Annotated in this window: 20 protein-coding genes and 1 tRNA gene; 11 read left to right on the top strand and 10 right to left on the bottom strand. The window is 32.1% G+C overall.

Features of this window, described 5'->3' with window-relative positions; genetic code table 11:
* Positions 1–29 precede the first annotated feature (29 nt).
* Entirely contained in the window at positions 30–749 is a 720-nt protein-coding gene (locus Q0829_RS21830; protein ID WP_298546951.1) for a hypothetical protein, read from the top strand.
* Between the two features lie 79 nt (positions 750–828).
* On the opposite strand, the gene Q0829_RS21825 is transcribed toward Q0829_RS21830, so the two are convergent.
* Both Q0829_RS21825 and Q0829_RS21820 read right to left on the bottom strand, forming a co-directional pair.
* Positions 829–2,220, bottom strand: a complete 1,392-nt coding sequence (locus Q0829_RS21825; RefSeq protein ID WP_298546949.1) for a DUF5689 domain-containing protein — start codon at positions 2,218–2,220, stop codon at positions 829–831.
* Positions 2,221–2,249: 29 nt separating this feature from the next.
* Positions 2,250–5,249, bottom strand: a complete 3,000-nt coding sequence (locus tag Q0829_RS21820) for a TonB-dependent receptor (RefSeq protein WP_298546948.1) — start codon at positions 5,247–5,249, stop codon at positions 2,250–2,252.
* Between the two features lie 125 nt (positions 5,250–5,374).
* Between Q0829_RS21820 and Q0829_RS21815 the strand changes: the two genes are divergently transcribed.
* Positions 5,375–6,430: an endonuclease/exonuclease/phosphatase family protein gene (locus Q0829_RS21815; RefSeq protein ID WP_298546947.1), complete on the top strand. Its 1,056-nt coding sequence runs from the start codon at positions 5,375–5,377 to the stop codon at positions 6,428–6,430.
* Positions 6,431–6,487: 57 nt separating this feature from the next.
* Here Q0829_RS21815 and Q0829_RS21810 read toward each other — a convergent pair whose 3' ends face one another.
* Positions 6,488–6,775, bottom strand: a complete 288-nt coding sequence (locus Q0829_RS21810; protein ID WP_298546945.1) for a hypothetical protein — start codon at positions 6,773–6,775, stop codon at positions 6,488–6,490.
* Positions 6,776–6,895: 120 nt separating this feature from the next.
* Complete coding sequence (locus Q0829_RS21805) at positions 6,896–8,731, bottom strand: sodium:proton antiporter (RefSeq protein ID WP_298546943.1); 1,836 nt, start codon at positions 8,729–8,731, stop codon at positions 6,896–6,898.
* Positions 8,732–9,051: 320 nt separating this feature from the next.
* On the opposite strand from Q0829_RS21805, the gene Q0829_RS21800 reads away from it, so the two are divergent.
* The 6 genes from Q0829_RS21800 (at position 9,052) to Q0829_RS21775 (ending at position 16,024) form a co-directional block, all read left to right on the top strand.
* Complete coding sequence (locus Q0829_RS21800) at positions 9,052–9,336, top strand: hypothetical protein (RefSeq protein WP_298546941.1); 285 nt, start codon at positions 9,052–9,054, stop codon at positions 9,334–9,336.
* Positions 9,337–9,467: 131 nt separating this feature from the next.
* The gene (locus Q0829_RS21795) at positions 9,468–10,328 is read left to right on the top strand and encodes an MBL fold metallo-hydrolase (RefSeq protein WP_298546939.1); all 861 of its coding nucleotides are present in this window, start codon (positions 9,468–9,470) and stop codon (positions 10,326–10,328) included.
* A complete protein-coding gene (locus Q0829_RS21790) occupies positions 10,312–12,015 on the top strand; it encodes a S8 family peptidase (protein WP_298546938.1) in 1,704 nt (567 codons plus the stop codon). Before Q0829_RS21795 ends, Q0829_RS21790 begins: the two co-directional genes overlap by 17 nt.
* 15 nt (positions 12,016–12,030) lie before the next feature.
* A complete protein-coding gene (locus tag Q0829_RS21785; RefSeq protein ID WP_298546936.1) occupies positions 12,031–13,860 on the top strand; it encodes a M1 family metallopeptidase in 1,830 nt (609 codons plus the stop codon).
* 114 nt (positions 13,861–13,974) lie between these two features.
* Positions 13,975–14,355: a ribonuclease P protein component gene (rnpA, locus tag Q0829_RS21780; protein WP_298546934.1), complete on the top strand. Its 381-nt coding sequence runs from the start codon at positions 13,975–13,977 to the stop codon at positions 14,353–14,355.
* Between the two features lie 46 nt (positions 14,356–14,401).
* On the top strand, positions 14,402–16,024 hold the full coding sequence (locus Q0829_RS21775; protein ID WP_298546932.1) for a S41 family peptidase: 1,623 nt from the start codon (positions 14,402–14,404) through the stop codon (positions 16,022–16,024).
* A gap of 55 nt (positions 16,025–16,079) precedes the next feature.
* On the opposite strand, the gene Q0829_RS21770 is transcribed toward Q0829_RS21775, so the two are convergent.
* The 4 genes from Q0829_RS21770 to Q0829_RS21755 all read right to left on the bottom strand — a co-directional run bounded on the left by Q0829_RS21770 (position 16,080) and on the right by Q0829_RS21755 (position 18,708).
* The gene (locus Q0829_RS21770) at positions 16,080–16,526 is read right to left on the bottom strand and encodes a GNAT family N-acetyltransferase (RefSeq protein ID WP_298546930.1); all 447 of its coding nucleotides are present in this window, start codon (positions 16,524–16,526) and stop codon (positions 16,080–16,082) included.
* 3 nt (positions 16,527–16,529) lie between these two features.
* Entirely contained in the window at positions 16,530–17,450 is a 921-nt protein-coding gene (locus tag Q0829_RS21765) for a cation diffusion facilitator family transporter (RefSeq protein WP_298546929.1), read from the bottom strand.
* A 12-nt stretch (positions 17,451–17,462) separates the two neighbouring features.
* On the bottom strand, positions 17,463–17,894 hold the full coding sequence (gene rpiB, locus Q0829_RS21760; RefSeq protein ID WP_298546927.1) for a ribose 5-phosphate isomerase B: 432 nt from the start codon (positions 17,892–17,894) through the stop codon (positions 17,463–17,465).
* 574 nt (positions 17,895–18,468) lie between these two features.
* On the bottom strand, positions 18,469–18,708 hold the full coding sequence (locus Q0829_RS21755; protein ID WP_298546925.1) for a DUF2007 domain-containing protein: 240 nt from the start codon (positions 18,706–18,708) through the stop codon (positions 18,469–18,471).
* A gap of 472 nt (positions 18,709–19,180) precedes the next feature.
* Between Q0829_RS21755 and rnr the strand changes: the two genes are divergently transcribed.
* The 3 genes from rnr (at position 19,181) to Q0829_RS21740 (ending at position 22,856) form a co-directional block, all read left to right on the top strand.
* On the top strand, positions 19,181–21,379 hold the full coding sequence (gene rnr / locus Q0829_RS21750) for a ribonuclease R (RefSeq protein WP_298546923.1): 2,199 nt from the start codon (positions 19,181–19,183) through the stop codon (positions 21,377–21,379).
* Positions 21,380–21,445: 66 nt separating this feature from the next.
* On the top strand, positions 21,446–22,120 hold the full coding sequence (locus Q0829_RS21745) for a head GIN domain-containing protein (protein ID WP_298546921.1): 675 nt from the start codon (positions 21,446–21,448) through the stop codon (positions 22,118–22,120).
* A 40-nt stretch (positions 22,121–22,160) separates the two neighbouring features.
* The gene (locus tag Q0829_RS21740; RefSeq protein ID WP_298546919.1) at positions 22,161–22,856 is read left to right on the top strand and encodes a LysE family transporter; all 696 of its coding nucleotides are present in this window, start codon (positions 22,161–22,163) and stop codon (positions 22,854–22,856) included.
* Positions 22,857–22,890: 34 nt separating this feature from the next.
* On the opposite strand, the gene Q0829_RS21735 is transcribed toward Q0829_RS21740, so the two are convergent.
* Positions 22,891–22,961: transfer RNA gene (locus Q0829_RS21735), tRNA-Cys, on the bottom strand.
* A gap of 53 nt (positions 22,962–23,014) precedes the next feature.
* Positions 23,015–23,371 (bottom strand): dihydroneopterin aldolase, encoded by a 357-nt coding sequence (folB, locus tag Q0829_RS21730; RefSeq protein WP_298546917.1) that lies wholly within the window; start codon positions 23,369–23,371, stop codon positions 23,015–23,017.
* Positions 23,372–23,431 lie beyond the last annotated feature (60 nt).

Raw genomic sequence — 23,431 nt, 5'->3', positions numbered from 1 at the left:
CAATTTAATTATTCTTAAAAACCAAACAAATGAAAAAATTATTTTATGCATTACCAGTTATTGGGTTGTTATTCTTTACTTCTTGCGAAAAAGAAGAATCTAATGAGATCGTAGACAACGCTATTGCGGAACCGATAGATCTTGAAAAAGACTTATACGATTTTCATAAAGATGTTAAAATAACCTCTGAAGGAGGAAGTGAGGCTATTATGCGTGTTTATTCTAACTCTGAAGCTGCTGTGGCTAGCTATACAAGTGAACACTTCAAATTAGTAGAAACTCTTAAAAGTGAGACCTTAAGCGAAGGCTTAATTCGTCAAAACATCAAAGATGATAGTGATATTTCTTTAGAACAAGAAGAAGAAATGACTGATTTTGATACAAAAGAGAACGCTGGAGCGGGTATCGCTTTTAAAATGGTATCAGTTGCTAAAACTAACCCTAATGTAAACTATAGTGTAAGTTTTTATCATCCAGAAAATATTGCAAAAAGCTGGTCATTTTGGACACATTACAGTGGAATTGGTCAAACTATAGCTACTATAGATAGACATTCTGCTTTAAGAAGAGTGTATTTTGGATTAAAGCGTAAAGCTTATAGCACAAGCGGATGGGCGATTATGGTATCTGAGTGGAGATTTCTGTCTAATGGTAACAGTTATTCTCTTACAGCAAATACAAACTACCAGTTCCGTTTTAGAGTAAAATCAAAACGAAGCTCTGCATATACTGTGAATTTCAGTAATTAAATAGAAGCTGTTCATAAAAAACTCCCTGAAGAAAATTCTTCAGGGAGTTCTATTATTCTGCTTAATATCTCAGAAACTCTTAGTTTCCTGAAATCGAAATATTATCAATATGATATCTTGTAGTTGGTCCTGGGTCTGCTCCTGCATAACGGAATGCAATTCTCACTGCACCATCAATACAAGAAATATTAACTGGTCCAACAGTTTCAAAACTTCCAAACCCGCTTGGGTTTCCATTAGGAATACTTGCATCTAACTGAGTCCACTCTGTCGTAGTCACATCGCCAGTAAAGTTATTTGTGATAAAAGGAGTAAGGATATTACCGTTATCGAAATTAGCTTGAATATCAAAAGCCAATTCTTCTGCTGAAGAAGCTGTTAAATCAATTTCTGGTGTTACTAACCATACCTCGAATGGGCTTTCTCCTGAGTTAAATCCAGAAATCTGAGCATATTGATTACCACTGAAGCTTCCAACAAAATAATCAAGGCTTCCTCCTGTAGTATTAACATTTAGCCACCCAGCGTTTTCTAGATCGCTAATACTTAATCCAGTAAAATCTTCTTCGAATACAACATTTGCTCCTCCACTAGTACCTGTACATTCTAATACATTAGGATCACAACGTTCTTCATTGTCAAATACTAACCCTGTAACATCGTTTAAAACTAAATTAAAAGTATCTCCAAAGAAATTTTTAGTCAAAACTCCTTCGAAACTTCCTTGTTGAGTAGGTAAAGGCAATGATTTAAAATCCGCAAAAGTACTTGTACTTAATACAGCGATAGCACCACTATCACAACTTTCTAAATTTCTCTCTCCATCAAAATCGTCACTTGGTTCTCCTGCAAAAGTTAAGGTTTCATTTCCTAACACATCACTGCGATTAAACTGTAGGTTATTAATCTTAATAAATAAGTTAGCAAGGTCATCAGAAAAATCAGCAATCGTAATTTCTAAAGGGGTAATCGTAGCTACCTCAGCCGATCTTATAATTACATCTTCCTGAGAAAAAGATGGTATTTGATCTACTTCATCACCAGAAAGTACTCCCAAAGTAGCAACTCCGTTTTCAATACCTGCAGATAATCCTTTAAGTTTTATAAATACTTTTCTTCCAAATTCATAGGAAGTAAATAATGGGTTAACATCTATAAGAACTCTAATCCCTGCTGTTGGGTTTTCTGGTTTATCTTGTATAACTAGTTCTTCGAAAAAGTTACCTGCTTTATCCGTAGATACTACGTATCCAGCAACAAATTTATCAGAATCTTCAAAATTAACCGCTTCTCCATTGGCTTGAGCTATTTCTCCCAAAATACCATCTAACTCAACAATTAAGTTGCTATCAATGTTTGGTTCTTCGATAACCAACGTGGGAGTTTTAAAATCATCGTCTTGTACACACGCAGTAAATGTAACTGCCAAAACTAAAACGCTTATTAGTTTCTTTAAATTAATTGAATTCATTTTATAATTTTTTTTTGTTGTGTTCATCATTAAAATCTTACATATACATTAAGGTAGTACGAAGTACCAAATCCATAAAAATATCTTGGACCGAAAACAGGAGTTTCTCTTTGCGATTCTTCTAATGCTAATCTGTAATTACCATTTCTAGCTTGTTCAAATCCACCTGTCCTGTATTGCTTATCAAAAACATTGTTAATGGTCGCAAAGAATCCTACATAGTAATCTTTTACTCTCCACGACTTACCTCCTACGACATTCACTAATACGTAGTCATCAAATTGCTCTTGTCTTAACAGTTCTCTAGCAATATCCTCGTCATAATCATTAAATGGTAAACCATCTACATCCTCACCAAAGTTTGATGATCTTGCAAAAGGACTTACATCAATATATGCATTAGAGAAATAATTGGCTGTAGTACCAAACCACCAAAAATTAGGATCTCTATATTCGAAGCCTAATTGTGCTGCATTCTGAGGACCTCCTGCAATTCGATAATCTTCTAAGGTTGACTTACCAAAATATTTTACTCGATCTAAGTCTCCTGCAGACTCTCCTAAAAAGTCACTGCTGGTACTTGCTACAAATAAATCAGGATTATTAGCATATGTAAACTGACCTATGGCTGCCGCACCTTTTAATTTGATAGTAGGTGTTACCTGATACTCAATACCTAATTCTGCACCTATATGCTGTTTATCTACTCCAGTAAGAATCTCCTGAACAAATCCAACATCTGACCCGGAAATTGCTTGTGTAAAGAAGAAAGACAGCTCTGTTGCATCTTCTATCTTAGTATAGTATCCAGTTAATCTGGCTTTTACTTTTGGAGTTCTTAAGATGTAACTAGCATCGATAGATTGAACTTTTTCGCTTTCTTGTTCAGAAGAACCAATATTTACGTTTTCCAATCGGCCAGCCAATACTTCCGCTTCTTCAAAAGCTCTTTCTGCTCTGATCAACTGATCTATTGTTCTATTGTTCTGTCTAGCATTAGCAAAAGAATTACGAATCGTTGGCGCTTTTGTAAAATAAGTTCCGTGAACATCAATTAAGTTACGTCCATTTATTTTATAAGTAAATCCTCCTTTAGCTCCATAATTAGTAAACTCTAGTTTATCACTTTTACCAAATGATCCTAGATTTCCTTCTCCAGCAAAATATCCATTTTCGAATAAACCTGTTCTTTGATAAGTGGTCTGAGAAACATTAGCTCCTACAAAGAAATCTACTCTATTGTATTTAAACTGAGCCTGAGCAAATCCACTTACTACATCTGCATCAATCTCGTAATTATAATCATAACGATCACCAACCCCTACAACTCTGTTACGATTTCTCAAATCACTCTGAGCTCTATCCGCCAATTGTTCTGCTGTTAGTCTGTCTTCTGGAGGAACATCATTATCTTGTTGCGATCCAAATAGATCTACATCCAAAAACCCTCTTCCACCTAATAGATCTGTTACCTCTGCAAAGTTTTCACTTTTTAAAGTTCTATAATTTAAAGCTCCGTTTATCGTAATATTATCTGATACCTGACTATTCAAAATTGAATTAAAACTCCATTGTGTGTCATCAATTCTATCTTCATATAAAATGTAAGTAGAATTGATACCATTTTGAGCATTTAATTGATTCGTCTGTATCAATTGATTCCAGTTTAATTGTCCGTCTCTAATAAATTCTTGTTGTGCTAAAAACGCATTTTGATAATCAAGAGGTGTGGGATTAGGGTCATCCAAGAAAGAGCTAGGTAAATAACTTGGGTGTATTGGGTTTGTATCTCTACTAGCTCCGCCACCTCTGTACGATTCTTGTCCATTGAAATTCACCAATTCAGTTCCTCCATTATCTATACGACTGTTTCCTATTTTACCAGTTTGATATCCTACATTTGTATTTAAAGTAGTCTTATCCGTAATATTCCAGTAATGGTTTAACATAAAAACAGGTTCCTCAATCTCGCGAACTCTGGAGTTTTTCTTTTCTCCATCAAAATAACCCCAATTAGGATTATATTGTCTTCCTTTTAAGTTAAAGACTTCTTCGGTTATAGCGGTAGATCTTCCTCTTCTGTTTGGAGTATAAAAACTAGTTAGGTTTACACTATGTTTATCATTAATCTTTTTTTCTATCGAGGCAAAAATCGAATTAGCATCATATAAAGTTCCATCAATATAACCTTCTTCTCCGAATCTACGAGCTAATGAAATAGTATAAGCCCAACCATTGCTCATTAAACCAGAACTATAACTAGCCATTGCTCTACCTGTATAACTTCTGTTAGATGCAGCATAGGATATTCTCCCGCCCTGACGGTATTGAGAAGCTCTCATAATGATATTAGTAGCTCCTGATAGGTCTCCAAACGTATAATCATTTGCAGAAATCCCCATTGAGAATTCCTGGTTACGTTGTACATCATTCAATCCTCCCCAATTACTCCATTGAGGTCTCCCATCATTAAGCTTGTTCATTTCGATACCATTGATCAGTACTTTTGCATTTTCGTTACCAAGACCTCTTGGACGAAAAAACGTAGCACTAAAGTCAAAGGCTGCTGCACTTAGAAATACATCTCTTGATGCTTGTAGTAATCCCGAAACATTTGATGAAGCATCATCATCTCCGTCATCCAATTCATTGTCAGAAAGGCTAATAGTACCTAACTGAACTTCTTCTAAATTAAGATCATAATCCAAACCTACTACGCCTAGGTCTAAGACATTTCCTTCATTAATTACAATAGGATAACGTTTAGTAACATATCCATCTTTTGATATGACCGCAATTTGTTCTCCTAATGGTAGTTGTACGCCTCCAAAAACAAAATCTCCCAAAGCACTTGTTGTCGCAGAAACTAACGTTCCTTCGATAGTGATTAATACCTGAGCAAGATTTTCATTTGAAGATGCGTCAACAATTTTACCCTTTAATCCTGTTTGCTGAGCATAAGACATAGCAACAGAACTTAAAAAAATCATTAAAAAGAATAGATTCTTTTTGAGTTGTGACACTTTCATTAATTGTTGTTTTAGTTAAATATTTAACATTTCCGCGGCGCAAAAGTACATGTTTTAAATAGAAAAGCTAATTTTGGCCCAAAGTTTGGAATACAATTTACAATAAGTTAATAATCAATTATATAATGAACTCAAAATATTTGCTTGCCATAATCATAGTAATAAGCCCTATTTTCGGTGTTTTTTCTCAAGAAAAGAAAACATACAAGGTAAATACAATTGCTTTTTATAATGTTGAAAATCTTTTTGATACGGAAGATGATCCGATTACGTATGATGACGATCGAACACCAAATGGCAAAGATCATTGGACAGAAAAGATATATAAGGACAAACTAAAAAACATGGCCAAGGTTATTTCTGAAATAGGTTCTGATGTCACAAAAAATGCTCCTGCACTTATAGGAGTAGCAGAAACAGAAAACAGAAAAGTACTAGAAGATTTAGTCAATGAACCTGTTCTTTTACCTAAAGACTATGGGATTGTACAATTCGACTCTCCAGACAGAAGAGGTATTGATGTTGCCTTATTATATCAAAAATCTTTGTTTAGACCTATAAACACTAGTGTTCATGAATTATTAATCTATAATAATGGTGATGAAAAAAAACGTGTCTATACCAGAGATCAGTTATTAGTTAGTGGATATCTTGATGGAGATTTAATACATGTAATTGTTAATCATTGGCCATCAAGAAGTGGTGGTGAAGCTCGTAGTCGTTATAAAAGAGAAAAGGCGGCAGCGTTGAATAAAAAAATTATTGATTCGCTTTTTGCTGTGGACCCATACGCCAAGGTAATTACCATGGGCGACTTAAATGATGACCCGGACAATACAAGCGTGAAAAAAGTACTCGGTGCCAAATCAGACAAAGAAGATGTAAAACTAAAAGGTTTATACAATCCAATGTATAATATGTCTAAAAAAGGAATTGGTTCTCTCGCCTGGAGGGATAGCTGGAATCTTTTTGACCAGATTATTGTTTCTAAAGGTTTACTTGATAAAGATTATACCACATATAAATACTATAAAGCCGGTGTTTATAATAAAAATTATTTAGCTAATCCACGTGGAAGATATAAAGGATACCCTTATAGAAGCTTTGCTAACGGTGCCTACACTGGAGGGTATAGTGATCATTTTCCGGTTTACATTTATCTTATAAAAGAGGCAAATTAATTTATAAAAAAAGGTGATCATTATGATCACCTTTTCAATTTATTGTAAGAATGTCGTTTAGTTTCCTGCACCAGCAGTAGCACAATCTTCTGGTAAAGCATCTCTTTGTGCAGCATATGCATCAGCTGATCCACAATCACTTGCTCTGTAAGAATCAATTGCATTTTTAAGACCAGCACATGTAGCAGGTGTAGCGTCGGCCTCGTATTCAGCAAATGCTGATTCAACGTCAACTCTAAGCTCTTCTTCTAAAGCATCACATACAAAATCTACAACATCATCTTCTCCACAAGAAGTAAATCCTAAAGCCATACCGAAAACGGCAACAAACATAAGTTTTTTCATAATTTGGGTTTTAAAAAATTAAATTTTTAGGATTGCGAATATATAGGATTAATTTACAATTAACAAAATATTTTGTTAAAACTGTGTATTTTGACGGAAAAAACCCACTTTTTGTCGTTTTTACTTTACCTCTTCCGCATCTATTGGCTTACCAATATATACTAAAAAACTATCCTTATTAATTTGTTCCATTTTTTCGCTGTAAGCAGAAATAATTCTAATATTTCCATCCGGATCTTTAATAAATAAGGGAATAATGTCTTTATCCTGTTTCGTAATTGTAATCATTGAGCTATAATGATCAGCATCCTTAATTTTAATCTCCTGTATACCTGGATATTTTTCTGCTAAATTCATTAAATTACTATAATCATCGGTATGAGAAAACAAACCTTCGTTTGGATTATTTTCTGGATCATTCATCTCTTCAGAACTGACTAACCTAAAAGAACCATTTTCTCCAAACTGATCTCTAAATTTATTAATTGAAAACTTATTTATATCCGTATTACCGGTCAGTGCCATTAAAAAACCAATATCATTTAGTTCTATGTTATTTGTTAATTGATCACTATATATACTGCCTTCTAAAGCTTCTAAGCCTAAAGCCTTTGCCTTCTTAATATTATCACGATTACTATCAACCAATACCACGTGGCGTTGATTATTTTTTAAATATGAAGCTATTAACCTAGAAACCTTTGATGCTCCAATTATAAGAATCCCTTCTGATTTTGTTAGAAACACCCCTACCATTTTAGCAAACATTCTTGCTGTTGTTGCGTTTAGAAGCACAGTCCCCAAAACTATCATAAAAACTAATGGAGTAATATACTCTGCTCCAGGTTCTCCATTCTTGGCAAGCTTTAATCCAAATAAAGAAGCAATCCCGGCTGCTACAATTCCTCTGGGACCAACCCAACTTATAAAAAGTTTTTCTGATAATTTAAGTCCAGAATTCATAGAACTTAGAAAAACGCCTAAAGGTCTAATAAAGAAAACAACAGATGCAAAAAGTAAAAGAGCATTCCAGTTATAAATTAATTTTAAGTCTTCAATATTTATATTTGCCGCTAGAAGAATAAATAAAATAGAAATTAATAAAACGCTCAAGGATTCCTTAAAATACAATAGTTCTTCAATATTTGGTAACTTAGTATTACCTAATACCATACCCATTACAACTACAGAAAGCAAACCAGATTCATGGGCAAAAACATCCGATAAAACGAAAACACCCATAACTGTTGCCAAGGTGAAAACATTAAGCAAATAATGTGGTATTACTTGTTTCTTAATTGCTAAAGCTAATGCGTGGGCAAAAGCGAAACCAAATGTAAAACCAAATAAAACTATTTTTGCGAACTCAATAAGTGCTGTTTTCGTAAAAGCCTGTTCTTCTCCAACACTTATAAACTCAAAAACTAAAACAGCAACCAAAGCACCTATTGGATCTATAAGAATTCCTTCCCATTTTAATACCGCAGAAATGTCCTTTTTTAAAGGTATATTTCTCAAAATAGGCGTAATCACTGTAGGACCTGTTACAATAATAAGAGAAGAAAATAAAAATGAAATTGGCCAGCTAAGCTCGAAAATAAAATGTGCAGCGAATCCAGCTCCAAAAAATGTTACCAAAACAGCAACAGTAATTAGCTTAAGAATTACTGGGCCAACATTAAGAATTTCATTTCTTCTTAGTGTTAATCCTCCTTCAAAAAGAATAATACCAATCGCTAATGAAACAAAATAGAATAAACTCTCACCAGGAAACAGACCTTCTTTTCCATTGTAAATTGGTTGTATTAATTTAGCTCCATCTGCAGTATATAACGTTGCTATCGGCCCAACTAAGAGTCCGATCAATATAAGAGGCAAAATTGCTGGAATCTTAAACTTCCAGGCGACCCATTGGGCTAAAATTCCTAAAATTATAATGCCTGCTAATTCTACCATATTCTTTACTTAATTATCTAAGAGCAGCAAAATATCGGAATTTTTTTAGAAATATGTATCTCTTTATTGATTTTATACTTCCGAAAAATAACACTATATTCTCGCCTTGACATTTTTAGACCATACAATATTGGGTGGATTATTAGATCACAAATTTAAAACCATACTTATAGGATTGGCATTCTCTCCAAACTTTAAGAACCATGTATAAGAAGCCATGAGAATGGTCGGTTTTTTTGATTCTAAGTTAATACTTGTTCATGTTGGATTAAAAACAAAAGAAAAACAAGTTGCTATTAAAAAGTTAATTTTAGGATATTTTGATAGAGGATCACCCAAATTTTTCCAAACGTTTTTGTCTTTTAGGAGAACATATAGAAAAAATAAAACTATTCTTTACAGATGAATTAATATTGTTTTTTGAAAGCAATCCTTATTATCATACCAAGTCTTATGGTAATGAACTGTTATTAATGCGAAAAGAACGTGTTGCCAGTGTTAAGGAATTTAAGACATTGTTAGATTGTGGAATTAGATTAAAGAAAGCTATATCACAGATCGATTTTGATGGAATATTGTTAAAAAGTCTACAAATTAAATCTTGATCCTTTACATTTTTTCTATTTTGCAAAGATTTTTATTCAATTATGAAACAAACCAATAGAAAACTTCTGATTCGCATCAAAATAATTCCTTGGAGAGTTTCATGTGACATCAAAAACAATAGTATTAACACATGAAATTACATGCAGTAAAAGCAGGAAACTTTAAACTTGACGGTGGAGCCATGTTTGGTGTCGTTCCTAAAGTTTTATGGAATAAAACGAATCCAGCCGACGCTAATAACCTGATCGATATTGCCGCCAGGTGCTTATTAATAGAAGATGGAGATCGTTTGATTTTGATTGACACAGGAATGGGAAATAAACAATCAGACAAGTTTTTTGGTTATTATTCTCTTTGGGGTGATGACAACTTAGACACATCTCTAAAAGAAAAAGGGTTTCATAGAGATGATATTACAGATGTTTTTATAACTCACTTACATTTTGATCACTGCGGTGGTGTCGTACAATGGAATGATAATAAAACAGGTTATGAACTGGCTTTTAAAAACGCTAAAATCTGGAGCAATGAAAACCACTGGAAATGGGCTACTGAACCTAACGCTAGAGAAAAAGCCTCTTTCTTAAAAGAAAATATTCTTCCTATTAAAGAAAGCGGAAACCTCAGCTTTATTACTAGAACGGGAGAAACATTTCAAAAAAACACTGAATTGGGATTTGGCGTACTATTTGTAGATGGTCATACAGAAAAACAAATGATCCCACATATAAAATATAAAGAAAAAACAATCGTGTTTATGGCAGACCTTCTACCTACTGCCGGTCACATTCCTTTACCATATGTAATGGGGTATGATACCAGACCGTTATTAACATTACCAGAAAAAAAATTATTTTTGGAAAATGCAGCCTCAAATAATTGGTACCTGTTTATGGAGCACGACGCACATAATGAGATTATAACAGTACAACAAACCGAAAAAGGTGTACGATACAAAGAAACTTTTACTTGTAATGAAATATTTAATTAATAATACTATGATTCCCAAGTCTAATAAAATAATAATAACCTCTGTTGCCTCTGCAATGTTATTGAGTAGTTGCGGAACGCCTTCAATAATTTCTACACCAATAGAAAATATTGACACTATTCCTTTAAAAAACATTGTATTAACCGAAGCTCAGCTAAAAAATTGGAACTCTTCAGATTTAACTATTGATACCATTCCTGGAATGAGTGTTAATCGAGCATACACTGAGTTAATCAAAACCAAAAAAGGACAGACTGTTATTGTTGCTGTTATAGATAGTGGTGTAGATATAGAACATGAAGACCTTGATGATGTTATTTGGACCAACACCAAAGAAATCAAAAATAATGGAAAAGACGACGACAAAAATGGATATATAGATGATATTCACGGTTGGAATTTTTTAGGAGACTCCGATAATGAAAATCTAGAATACACGAGAATCGTAAAAAAACTTAAGCCAAAATATGATGGGAAAAATTTAGCCTCTATTGATTCATCGGATAAAGATGAGTACCAGACTTATATTGAAGCTAAAGCAGAATATGAAAAGGAATACCAAGAGGCTCTTGCTAATAAAAATAGATATGAACAGATATTGCAGCAAGTTAACATCTCTCACAAAAAGCTTACTGAAGTATTAGGAAAAGAAAATTATACCCAACAAGAATTACTTTCTGCAAAAGCTGAAACTCCCGAAATGCAGCAATATGTAGCAATACTTTCTCAGATGTTTGGGTTTTTAGAAGAAGGTGAAACGATTCCAGACTTAATAAACAATTTAAAGGATGGTATTAAGCATTTTACAGAACAATTAAACTACCATCTTAATCTTGATTTTGATGGAAGAGCCAAAGTAGGAGATAATGTTGATAACATTAGTGATAACAGCTATGGGAATAACAAAGTAATGGGGCCTAATCCTGAAAAAGAAGGTATAAAACACGGAACTCACGTTGCAGGAATTATTGCTGCTGAACGAAATAATGGAAAAGGAGTTAATGGAGTTGCAAAAAATGTAGAAATTATGGCAATTAGAGCCGTTCCTAATGGCGACGAATATGATAAAGATATTGCTTTAGCCATTAGATATGCTACAGATAATGGCGCTAAAGTTATTAATACAAGTTTTGGAAAGTACTATTCGACTCATCCGGAATGGGTAAGAGAAGCTATAAAATATGCAGCAGAAAAAGACGTCTTGATTGTTAATGCGGCAGGAAATGAAGGCATAGACTTAGATCAAAAACCGGTATATCCTAATGATCAAACAGATAATTCTTCTGAAGTTTCTGATAATTTTATTACTATAGGAGCATTAAATTATGAGTATGGTTCCAACCTTGTCGCTGATTTTTCTAATTACGGAAAAAGTAATGTAGATGCTTTTGCTCCTGGTGTAAAAATATGGGCTACTACTCCGTCTAACACCTATGAGTACCTTCAGGGAACTTCTATGGCAGCTCCAGCAGTATCAGGCGTTGCAGCGATTATTCGATCTTATTATCCAAAATTAAAAGCCGCTCAGGTAAAACAAATATTAATGAACAGTGGTCTAAGCTCTACTGCTACTGTAGTAGTTGGTGGTGATGCCACCAATTCTGATAAATTTACAGAATTATCTAAATCTGGTAAGATGGTAAATCTATATAACGCTCTTATTTTAGCAGAGAAAATATCTAAATAAAAAACAAAACAAGTTATGTTTAAAATAATCTCAATTGGATTTTTACTATCTGTTTTAGGTGTTTCGGCACAGAATAATACAGACTACTGGCAGCAACACGTTGATTACAAAATGAACGTGGACATGAATGTGGAAAATTTTCAGTATACAGGAAAGCAAGAACTAGTATACACTAACAATTCTCCAGATTCCTTGTATCAAGTTTTTTATCATTTATATTTTAATGCATTTCAGCCAGGAAGCGAAATGGATGTACGCTCTAGAAACATTGCAGATCCGGATCCAAGAGTAATGGATAAAATCAATAAACTTACTCCAGAAGAAATTGGATACTTAAAAGTTTCTAATTTAACACAAAATGGAAAAAAAGTAACTTATGAAGTAGCTGGTACTGTTTTAGAAGTACAGTTAAACAAACCTGTTGCGCCAGGAGAAAAGGTAACTTTTTCTATGGATTTTGATGGACAGGTTCCCAATCAGATTCGTCGTTCTGGACGTAATAATGAAGAAAATATTGCATTATCGATGACACAATGGTATCCTAAAATGGCTGAATATGACTTCGAAGGTTGGCATGCGGATCCATATATTGCTCGAGAATTTCACGGTGTTTGGGGAAACTTTGATGTAACAATAAACATTGATAAAAATTATATTTTAGGCGGATCAGGTTATTTACAGAATCCGCAGGAAATTGGATATGGGTATGAAAAACCAGGAACAAAAGTGAAACAAAAAGGAAAAAAACTGTCTTGGCACTTTGTAGCACCTAATGTTCATGATTTTACTTGGGCTGCAGATCCAGAATATATTCACGATGTAGTTCAAGTTCCTGATGGACCAGTACTTCATTTTTTATATAAAAACAAAGAAGAATATCTAGAAAACTGGAAAAAACTACAGCCTAAATCTGTAGAATTAATGAAATATTTTAGTTCGACAATAGGAAAATATCCATATGACCAATATTCTATTATTCAAGGAGGAGATGGTGGAATGGAGTATGCTATGTGTACTTTGATTACAGGAGGAAGAAATTTCGGAAGTTTAGTAGGCGTAACTGCTCATGAAATGGCACATGCTTGGTTTCAGCATATTTTAGCAACGAATGAAGCTAAACACGAATGGATGGATGAAGGTTTTACCAGTTATATTTCGACATTAGCAATGAACGAAGTAATGCAACAAAACAAAACAAACCCCATGTCAGGAATGTACCAAGGATATTTTCAGTTAGCTACTTCTGGTATAGAGCAACCACAATCTACACATGCAGATCGGTATACAAGAAATGGAGCTTATGGAGCCTCTGCATATGCAAAAGGAGCTGTTTTTATGGCACAACTAGGCTATATTATAGGGGAAGAAAACTTATCCAAAACAATCAGACGATACTATGATGAATGGAAGTTTAAACACCCTACTCCTAATGATTTTAAACGTGTAGCAGAAAAAGTTTCTGGTATGCAATTGGACTGGTATCTAACAGACTGGACTCAAACTACGAACACTGTTGATTATGGAATAAAAGAAGTCTTAGAAACAGAAAAGAAAACTTCCATCACATTAGAGCGTATCGGACTCATGCCAATGCCTATAGATGTATATGTAGAATATTTAGATGGAACCAAAGAATCTTTTTACATTCCTTTAAGAATGATGAGAAAGGAAAAGGATAATCCATTTCCGAAGATGAAACGTACACTTTTAGACGATTGGGCGTGGACAAATCCAACTTATTCGTTAGAAATTTCTAAGCCTAAATCTGCTATAAAAACAATTTCTATTGATATTACTAAACAGATGGCAGATGTAAACACTGCTAATAATAATTTCGCTCAATAGTAAATAGTATTGATTTTTTAAAATAATTCAGAAAACCAGAGTTGAAGTGTTTCAACTCTGGTTTTTCTTTTTAAGAATATCTTATACCGAATCTTATTGTATTTTTACCCAAACATGAAAGCAACCTTTGGTACGAATGAAAAACTTAAAAGTAAAAAGGAAATAGAGCTTCTTTTTTCAGAAGGGAAATCTATTGCCAAATATCCAGTACGTCTTATTTACAGAAAAACTACCTTAGAAAAAGAAGCTAAGATTCAAGCAGGAGTTTCTGTTAGTAAACGTAATTTTAAAAAGGCAGTAGATCGAAATCGTATAAAACGTTTACTGCGCGAAAGTTATAGAAAAAATAAGTATCTTGTAAGCAATAACACTACTCATCAATTTGCTTTTATGTTCTTATATACGGGTAAAGAAATGCCTGATTATATATTGATAGAATCTAAAATAAAAGAAATAATACAAAAGTTCATTGCGAAAGAAATTGAAACACCTTAGTTTTAAATATCTTATTGCTTGATAAAAAATGAAAAAGATAAAAAGTATGAAAAAGAGAATCCTTTATCCTGCAGTTGCAGTTATTATTCTATTATCTACTGTAAGTTTTAAATCTGATTTTTTTGAAATCGCCAAACAGATTGAAATTTTTACTACGATGTTTAAAGAGTTAAACATGAATTATGTGGATGAAACAAATCCTGCAGAACTTATGGACACTGCTATTAAGGCTATGCTAGACGATTTAGATCCTTATACTAAATATTGGAACGAACAAGATGTAGAGGCCTCCAAAATTAGAAATGCAGGAGAATATACAGGGATTGGCGCTTCTGTTAAAACTGTTAAGGATAAAATAATCATTGTAGAACCCTATAAAGATTATCCCGCAGATAAAGCTGGTCTTAAGGCAGGAGATGAAATTATTAAGATTGGTGATGTAACTGTGTCAGATTTTGAAGAAGATGCAGGAGAACTTCTTAAAGGAGCTAGTGGGACCAAAGTAGAAATTACTTATAAGAGACAAGATCAAACAAAAAACACAATCCTAACTAGAGAAGAAATAGAAGTAAAAGCAGTTCCGTTTTCTACATTATTAGATGATAATACCGGCTATATTGTGTTATCTAAATTTAATAACAAAGCATCCTCAGAAACTGTTGCTGCTCTAAAAGATCTAAAAGCTAAAGGTGCAGATAAAATTATTCTGGATCTTAGAGGAAATCCCGGAGGTCTGCTTAGCGAAGCTATAAATGTTACCAACATATTTGTCCCTAAAGGAGAACTTATCACCACTACCAAATCGGTTGTAAAAAAATATAATAAAGAATATTTCACTAAAAAGAACCCTATTGATACAGAGATTCCATTAGTAGTATTAGTAAATGGTAGAAGTGCTTCTGCGAGTGAGATTGTTGCTGGAAGTATTCAGGATTTAGATAGAGGTGTTGTGATTGGTGCTAGAAGTTTTGGTAAAGGGTTGGTACAGCGCCCCAAGAAATTAACCTATGGTACGCAACTAAAAATAACAATATCTCGCTATTATACACCAAGTGGAAGGTGTATACAAGCCCTGGATTATTGGAATCGTGATGAGAATAATAAAGCAGTTCGTATAAGTGAAAAAGATTTTAAAGCTTTTAAAACAAAAAAAGGAAGAACTGTATATGACGGTGGAGGAATTCAACCAGATATCGAAATGGAAACTTCGAAATTTAGTAATATTACCACTTCTCTACTTCAATCGGATGCTATATTTGATTACGGAACAAAATATTACTATGCTCATCAAAATGATAATATTGCCAATTTCAAATTTACTGACAAGGACTATGAGGATTTTAAAAATTTTGTAAAACAAAGCGGTTTTGATTATGAAACTGCTACTGAAAAATCTCTTAAAAAATCCTTAGAAGTAGCTAAAAAAGATAAACTTGATAAAGATATTTCTGAAAGTTACAATGCTTTATTAGCATCTATAAAAGTTTCTAAAGAGAAAGGATTAGACACCTACAAAACAGAAATTGCAAATTTACTTACTGATGAGATTGTAAAACGCTATTCGTATAGAGAAGGACTTTATAACTACTATATAAATCATAATCCAGAAATCAAAAAGAGTAAAGAAGTTTTAGGAAATAAAGCTACATACGATAAGATCTTAAAATAATTAAACTTCTTTTATTTATTATAACAAAAAACCGGCGATATCGCCGGTTTTTCTATTATGACCTGATCATTGCTATGTGTGGAATCCCATCTTCCAGATATTCTTCTCCTATTTGTTTAAATCCGTGCTTTTCATAAAACCTCTTAAGATAACATTGTGCTGATATTTTAATTTGATCAGCGTGGAATTCTTCTTTTATTCCTTCAATACTTTTCTTTATAAGATCATGTCCGTAGCCATATTTTCTGAAATTTTCAGATACTACTACTCTACCTATACTGGCATTTTCGAAATAATCTCCATCGTTAAATATTCTTGTATAAGCTACAATTTCATCGTTCTTATACCCTATCACGTGAAGTGCTTTTTGATCTTTATTATCAATGTCTTGATATACACAATCTTGTTCTACTACAAAAACTTCGGCGCGTAAGCGCAAAATTTTATATAATTCTATAAGTTCTAATTCATTAAAACGTTTAATTCTAAATTCAATATCCATATATCAATCTTGTACTATAATATCTTTACTATCATTTTTATTATACTCCGGTTGCAAGGTAACATGGTTAATGCCAAATTTATCGTGCAATATATTCTCAATAATATGTAATATTTCTCCGAATTTGGACACATGAATATCATTATCAAAATCTATGTGTGCCTCTAAATGTGTTTCCTCTTCATTAAGTTGCCATACATGTATGTGATGAATACTTTTAACCTCTGGTAAATTGTTTACAATAGTTACAATCTCTTTTACGGCTATTTTTTCCGGAGTAAATAACATTAATATTTTAAAAGATGATTTTAGTAAATCATACCCAACAATAATTAAATAAATAGCGATAATAAAAGTAAGAACACTATCTACCCAAAATATTTGATAAAACTTCATTAATAATCCTCCTAATAAAACTGCAACAGACGCCATCATATCAGTAATAAGGTGTATATATGCAGATCTCATATTCATATTTACCTTGCTGTCTTTTTTTAACAACAAAACACTTATACCATTACCTAAAATAGCTACAGAAGATAATATAATGACCGTCTGAGTTGTAATTTCTTGTGGGTTTTGCAGTCTCTCTATTGCTTCTACAACCAAAAAAAAAGCCACGACAATAAGGGTAGAGGCGTTTATAAACGCTGCCATTATTTCTGCTCGTTTAAATCCAAAAGTTTTTTGAATAGATGCTTCTTTTTTTGCTAATCTATTGGCAAAAAAACTAACAATTAAAGAAAGTACATCACTAAAATTATGAAGTGCATCGGATAATAAAGAAAGACTCCCAGAAACTAAGCCGCCTATAACTTGTGCAACTGTAATTACAATATTTAATAAAATAGAAACTAATAAATTACGCCCTCTTAGCTTTGGATGTGAATGTGTATGATGGTTATGAGCGTGAGTTTTTACCATGTATTCTTTTCATTAACACATAGAGATCTTATTTACTCTATTCTGATGTCTTCCTCCTTCAAATTCTGTTTCTAAAAAGGTTTTTACCATTTCTATCGCTTGCGGTAAGGATGTAAACCTTGCTGGAATGCTTATAATATTTGCATTATTATGTTGTCTTGTTAATTCAGTTATTTCTTTAGTCCAACATAAACCAGCACGTACATTTTTATATTTATTTGCAGTCATTGAAACACCATTTCCACTACCACAAATAAGTATCCCAAAATCTACCTTATTAGTGTCCACATCTTTTGCTACAGGATGAACAAAATCCGGGTAATCTACACTGCTATTCTCATCAGTACCATAATTTACAACCTCTATCCCTTGAGTTTTTAAATATGTTATTATTCCAAATTTATATTCTGTTCCTGCGTGATCATTTCCAATAGCTATTTTCACAACTTTTAAGTTTTAAATTATGTTAGAAGATTAAGATTTTTTATTGAAAGCAAAGATACTTTAAACAAAAAAAGTAAAGTTCAAAAAATCAATAAATTAACCCAATATTACCTTAATGTTAATAACCCCTTACCTCCTGTTAACATTACATGTGGATAAATAGTTCCTAAAATTGAGAAACTTTTTTTGGTGGTTTTAAATATTATTAGAATACATGGCTACTAAGCACATATCAAAATTTATTACCACTTTTTTCTTGCTAAGTTTTTAAACATTAAATTATTGTTATCAACTATGGTTTTACCGTAGAAATATTAATAAAAACATGTGTTTATAAACTATAAACAGTTGTTAATTAAAAATCATTTTTATAAGATTTTCAATTGATTAACCTATTCATATGTTGTTAATATGTATTTGAAAAATCAAACTAACTCAATAAACAAATAAATTCTAATAAAGTTATACCGCTATCAACACTACATCATAATCATCATTTTTATTTTTAAATTTTAAAGAAAAGAAAAGTATATATATAATATATGTTGAAAACTATAAAAACATGATTTATAGATTATATAACTCTAAGATGTGAATTTGTGTTTAGATCATCTATGATTTGTTGAACCTTAATTTGATCCTTTTGATGAATTTTTAAGTTGATTCCACCCAGAGCATTTGAGTAAAACGGAAAGACTCCAATCATTGTTTCGTTCTCAAAAAAATAAGAAATACCTTCTCTTTCCAAAAGAAGTCGTAATATTACATAATCGTTTGGATACGTAAAGGTTGCAATTGTAATAAAATCTTTCATAAAAATAATCCAGATAATAGATTATCTAAATATACAAATTATATAAAAAAAGAGTTAATTAATTTGTGTAGCTTCCTTATCAGAGTGTATAGCACCATTTATTTCTGATTTCTCATTGGTATCTGTTTTCTGATCCATTGTATTTCCAATATAAAGCGTAGAATAATATATACCTAATAAAAATATTAGCGTAAATAGAAATATAATTTTATGAATTTTTTTGATTTTAGGTATCATATACTTAGTACCAAACGATTAAATAACAATCTTGGTATTTTAAAATTAAGTAAATTTTAAGAAAAAGAAGAAGATTTGTTGATAATAGTTGTTTGTAATAGACTGATTTACAGATAACATATTTTTTTAACTATAAACAATAATAAAATTTAATATTTAATAAAAGTTTATATAGAAATCAACTTATGTTAAAAGATAAGCTGTAATTTTATATTAGATTATTTAAAAGACATTAATGAAAAGAAAAAGAAGAAGAGGAAAAAAGTCTCCGAAAATAGAAAATATTACCCAAGGAATACTCAAAATACTTAAATCAGAACCAAATCAAACTTTTAACTATAAGCAGATTGCTGCTAAATTTGGAGTAGACGATCCCAGTAGCCGAAATCAAATAATAAAGAAACTATCACAACTTGCGGCTAAAAAAGAGATTGAGGAAATAGACAGAGGAAAGTTTAAAATTGTACCAAATATTAATACATATTCAGGAAGATTAGATATTACATCAAAAGGTACAGGGTATGTAATAGTAGCAGATCTCGAGGATGATATTTTTATACCAAATAATAATCTTAATAAAGCGCTAAACGGAGATGAAGTTGAGGTATATGTATATAAACGTAAGCGAAGAGGAAAAAGTGAAGGAGAGATTACCAGAATTATTTCTAGGAAGAAAGAAGAATTTGTAGGTGTCATCGAAATACAAAAGAATTATGCTTTTGTGAATATGCAGGATGGTAAGATGTATACTGATATTTTTGTTCCTAAGAATAAAATAAAAGATGCAGAAGATGGTGATAAAGTATTAGTGAAACTGGAAGATTGGCCTGAAAAAGCAGATTCTCCATTCGGAAAAGTGATAAAAGTACTTGGTAAACCAGGAGACCATAACACCGAGATTCATTCGATATTGGCGCAGTATGGTTTACCATATGAATTTCCACCAGAAGTAGAAGCATATGCAAATGAATTAGATACATCTATCCAGGAATCAGAGATAAAGAAACGAAGAGATATGCGTAAAACGCTAACCTTTACTATTGATCCTAAAGATGCTAAAGATTTTGATGATGCACTTTCGTTTGAGGTTTTAGAAAATGGAAATTACGAAATAGGAATACATATTGCCGATGTATCACATTATGTAAAAACAGGGACAATTCTGGATGAGGAAGCTTATGAAAGAGCAACCTCTGTCTATTTGGTAGATAGAGTAGTGCCGATGCTTCCGGAAGTTTTATCAAATAATGCTTGTTCTTTACGACCACATGAAGAAAAGTATACGTTTTCGGCTGTTTTTGAATTAAATAATAAAGCAGAAATTAAAAACCAATGGTTCGGTAGAACGGTTACGTATTCTGATGCACGTTTTGCTTATGAAGAAGCACAGCATATTATAGAAACTAAAGAAAATACAATTCCAAAAGAAATTTCTTTAACTGGAAAACAGTATAAAGCAGATCAAAAAATTGCCGATGCAGTACTTAAATTAGATGAATTAGCTAAGATTATGCGTTCTAAAAGAATGGGGCAGGGAGCTATTTCTTTTGATAAAGTAGAAGTGAAATTTAATCTAAACCAAGAAAATAATCCGATAGGAGTGTTTTTTAAGACTTCTAAGGATGCAAATAAGCTTATTGAAGAGTTTATGTTACTTGCTAATAAAAAGGTCGCAGAGTTCATTGGAAAGCAAAATCCAAAGAAAACATTTATATACAGAGTTCACGATGAACCTAATGACGAAAAGTTAGCAGCTTTACAAAACGTTATAGGACGATTTGGTTATAAACTGGATTTAAGAGATCGTAAGACTACGACTAATTCACTAAATGGATTATTAAGAGATGTTCAGGGAAAAAAAGAACAAAATCTTGTAGATACATTAGCAATTAGAAGTATGAGCAAAGCTGAATACACTACTCATAATATCGGACACTACGGATTAGCTTTTGATTATTATTCGCATTTTACTTCTCCTATAAGAAGGTATCCGGATGTTATGGCACATCGTTTGCTACAACATTATTTGGATAGTGGAAAATCTGCTTCAGAAGAGGAATATGAAGAACGATGCAATCATAGTAGTTCTATGGAAAATCTAGCAGCAAGTGCAGAAAGAGATTCTATAAAGTATATGCAAATCAAATTCATGAAAGATCATGAAGACGAAGAATTTTTAGGAGTCATTTCTGGAGTAACTGAATGGGGTATTTATGTGGAGATCATTAGTAATAAGTGCGAAGGAATGATACGTCTTAAAGATATGAGTGATGATCATTATGTATTTGATCAAGATGAATATGCTATAATTGGTCAACATTCTAAAAAAGTATACCAATTAGGAGATGAAGTATATGTAAAAGTGAAGAATGCTGATCTTATTAAAAGACATTTAGACTTTACTTTACTTGGAAGTAAACAAGAAGTAGAATAAAGAAGAGTTGTAATCGTTAATCAAAATATAAATCACACATTTATCAATTTTAAATTTATTTAGGAAATGAAAAAAGTAGTATTTCTTTCGTTAGTATTTGTTGTATCTATGCTAAATGCTCAAAAGGTTATAACAAAAAATGTAGGAGATTTTAATGAACTTAAAGTCTTTGATAAAATAGAAGTTAAACTTATTAAGGGATCAGAAAATAAGGTAGAAATATCAGGTATTAGTAGAAAAGAAGTTGATGTAGTTCTTAAAGATGATGTTCTAAAAATTAAAATGTCTTTAAGTAATACCTGGGATGATAATGACACTAACGTAACTGTGTATTATACAGATATTTCAAAATTGGATGTAAACGAAGGAGCTAAGATAACGGTAAAAGGAGTAATAGAAGCTTCAGAGTTGGATCTAAGAGCACAAGAAGGTGGTGATATATATGCAGAGATAAAAACTGATAAATTATTAGCACGAGCAGTTAGTGGTGGTGGATTACATTTAGAAGGTAGCGCAGAAGAACAAGAAGTAACTGTTAAAGCTGGAGGACAATTTATTTCAGAAGATTTAAAAACTATTAGGACTCAAGTAAAAATTAGTGCTGGTGGTAGAGCAAATGTACATGCTAGTGATTATGTAAAAGCTAATACAGCTGCTGGTGGTACTATAAGAATTTATGGAAACCCAAAAGAAGTTGATGGAAAAAAAGTATTTGGTGGTAAAATTATAGAGGTAAACTAAGTTCTATTTTCTAAATTTGTAAGAAACACGCTTACATTCTATGTTTCAAGACGCTCAGGCAGCAATATTTTTAGGATTTATATTAGCCTTTTTGATCGGGCCAGTATTTTTTGTTTTACTAGAAACTGCAGCTATCAAGGGATTTAGAGCAGCTTTAGCTGTGGATCTAGGAGTTATATTTGCAGATATAGTATTTATTTTAATCGCGTATTTCAGTACCAATCAAATTTTAGAGAAAATAAAAGATGATCCTGCCTTATTTGTTTTTGGAGGGATGTTATTAGCGACTTATGGTTCTATTTCTTTTATTAAAGAAAGAAAAAATTATAACAAATTAAGAGATACTTCTGTAGAAATTATAAATAAGCATAATTACTTTATGCTTTTTTTTAAAGGGTTTTTATTAAACTTTATAAATATTGGTGTTTTAGCTTTTTGGATTGGAATTATTGTAGTTGCAGGTCCTCAAATGGATATGGATACTAATAGAATTGTTCTATTTTTTGTAATGGTTCTTAGTACATATCTATTTATTGATATACTTAAAATGTTATTAGCTAAGCGTCTAAAAAGAAAATTAACTCCTAAACGTACGTATATAATCAAAAGAGCAATTAGTATGATTATGGTGGTTTTTGGAGTTTTTCTGATTCTGAAAGGTGTTCTTCCTGATACGATGGAAAAGAAAATTCAGGATAAGATTGAAAAAATAAGACCAGATTCTGGTTTTAAATAAAAAAGTCCTGTATCAATTACAGGACTTTTTTTTGAGGTGTCGAGCGGATTCGAACCGCTGTAGATGGTGTTGCAGACCACTGCCTAGCCACTCGGCCACGACACCCTTTTTGTCTTCGAGGGCAAATGTAAAAAAATTTATGATTACTTCAGATTTATTTATCTTTTTTTACTTCTAGTAATTGTAACCATTTGTACATTTCCTCCAATAGGTGGGTTAATTTTTGAAACATCAACAGTTGCTTTATTTACCAAAGGTAACTCATCTAATATACGAGTTAAAATTCGTTCTGCAGCATGTTCAAGTAATTTAGAACGAATCGCCATTTCTTCTTTAACAATGTGATTAAGATGCACATAATCAACAGTATCTGAAAGATGATCAGAATGAGCAGACGTAGTAAGATTAGCTTTAATCTTTAAGTCAACTCTATAATCAGAACCAATTTTTTTCTCTTCTACCAGACATCCGTGATATGCATATATCTTGATGTTTTTAAGTGTAATTAATCCCACAAATTTTTTTTACAAAGGTACTAGAATCTTTTGTAAGAATTTACAGGAAAAGAACCCTTT

The sequence above is a fragment of the uncultured Aquimarina sp. genome (assembly GCF_947492405.1).
Taxonomy (GTDB): Bacteria; Bacteroidota; Bacteroidia; order Flavobacteriales; family Flavobacteriaceae; genus Aquimarina.
This window is presented reverse-complemented; position numbering and strand designations above follow the sequence as displayed.

Excerpts from the sequence above, each read along its gene's own strand:
- Q0829_RS21830 (WP_298546951.1), top strand. The coding sequence starts at position 30 with ATGAAAAAATTATTTTATGCATTACCAGTTATTGGGTTGTTATTCTTT.
- Q0829_RS21825 (WP_298546949.1), bottom strand. The coding sequence starts at position 2,220 with ATGAATTCAATTAATTTAAAGAAACTAATAAGCGTTTTAGTTTTGGCA.
- Q0829_RS21820 (WP_298546948.1), bottom strand. The coding sequence starts at position 5,249 with ATGAAAGTGTCACAACTCAAAAAGAATCTATTCTTTTTAATGATTTTT.
- Q0829_RS21815 (WP_298546947.1), top strand. The coding sequence starts at position 5,375 with ATGAACTCAAAATATTTGCTTGCCATAATCATAGTAATAAGCCCTATT.
- Q0829_RS21810 (WP_298546945.1), bottom strand. The coding sequence starts at position 6,775 with ATGAAAAAACTTATGTTTGTTGCCGTTTTCGGTATGGCTTTAGGATTT.
- Q0829_RS21805 (WP_298546943.1), bottom strand. The coding sequence starts at position 8,731 with ATGGTAGAATTAGCAGGCATTATAATTTTAGGAATTTTAGCCCAATGG.
- Q0829_RS21795 (WP_298546939.1), top strand. The coding sequence starts at position 9,468 with ATGAAATTACATGCAGTAAAAGCAGGAAACTTTAAACTTGACGGTGGA.
- Q0829_RS21790 (WP_298546938.1), top strand. The coding sequence starts at position 10,312 with ATGAAATATTTAATTAATAATACTATGATTCCCAAGTCTAATAAAATA.
- Q0829_RS21785 (WP_298546936.1), top strand. The coding sequence starts at position 12,031 with ATGTTTAAAATAATCTCAATTGGATTTTTACTATCTGTTTTAGGTGTT.
- rnpA (WP_298546934.1), top strand. The coding sequence starts at position 13,975 with ATGAAAGCAACCTTTGGTACGAATGAAAAACTTAAAAGTAAAAAGGAA.
- Q0829_RS21775 (WP_298546932.1), top strand. The coding sequence starts at position 14,402 with ATGAAAAAGAGAATCCTTTATCCTGCAGTTGCAGTTATTATTCTATTA.
- Q0829_RS21770 (WP_298546930.1), bottom strand. The coding sequence starts at position 16,526 with ATGGATATTGAATTTAGAATTAAACGTTTTAATGAATTAGAACTTATA.
- Q0829_RS21765 (WP_298546929.1), bottom strand. The coding sequence starts at position 17,450 with ATGGTAAAAACTCACGCTCATAACCATCATACACATTCACATCCAAAG.
- Q0829_RS21755 (WP_298546925.1), bottom strand. The coding sequence starts at position 18,708 with ATGAAAGATTTTATTACAATTGCAACCTTTACGTATCCAAACGATTAT.
- rnr (WP_298546923.1), top strand. The coding sequence starts at position 19,181 with ATGAAAAGAAAAAGAAGAAGAGGAAAAAAGTCTCCGAAAATAGAAAAT.
- Q0829_RS21745 (WP_298546921.1), top strand. The coding sequence starts at position 21,446 with ATGAAAAAAGTAGTATTTCTTTCGTTAGTATTTGTTGTATCTATGCTA.
- Q0829_RS21740 (WP_298546919.1), top strand. The coding sequence starts at position 22,161 with ATGTTTCAAGACGCTCAGGCAGCAATATTTTTAGGATTTATATTAGCC.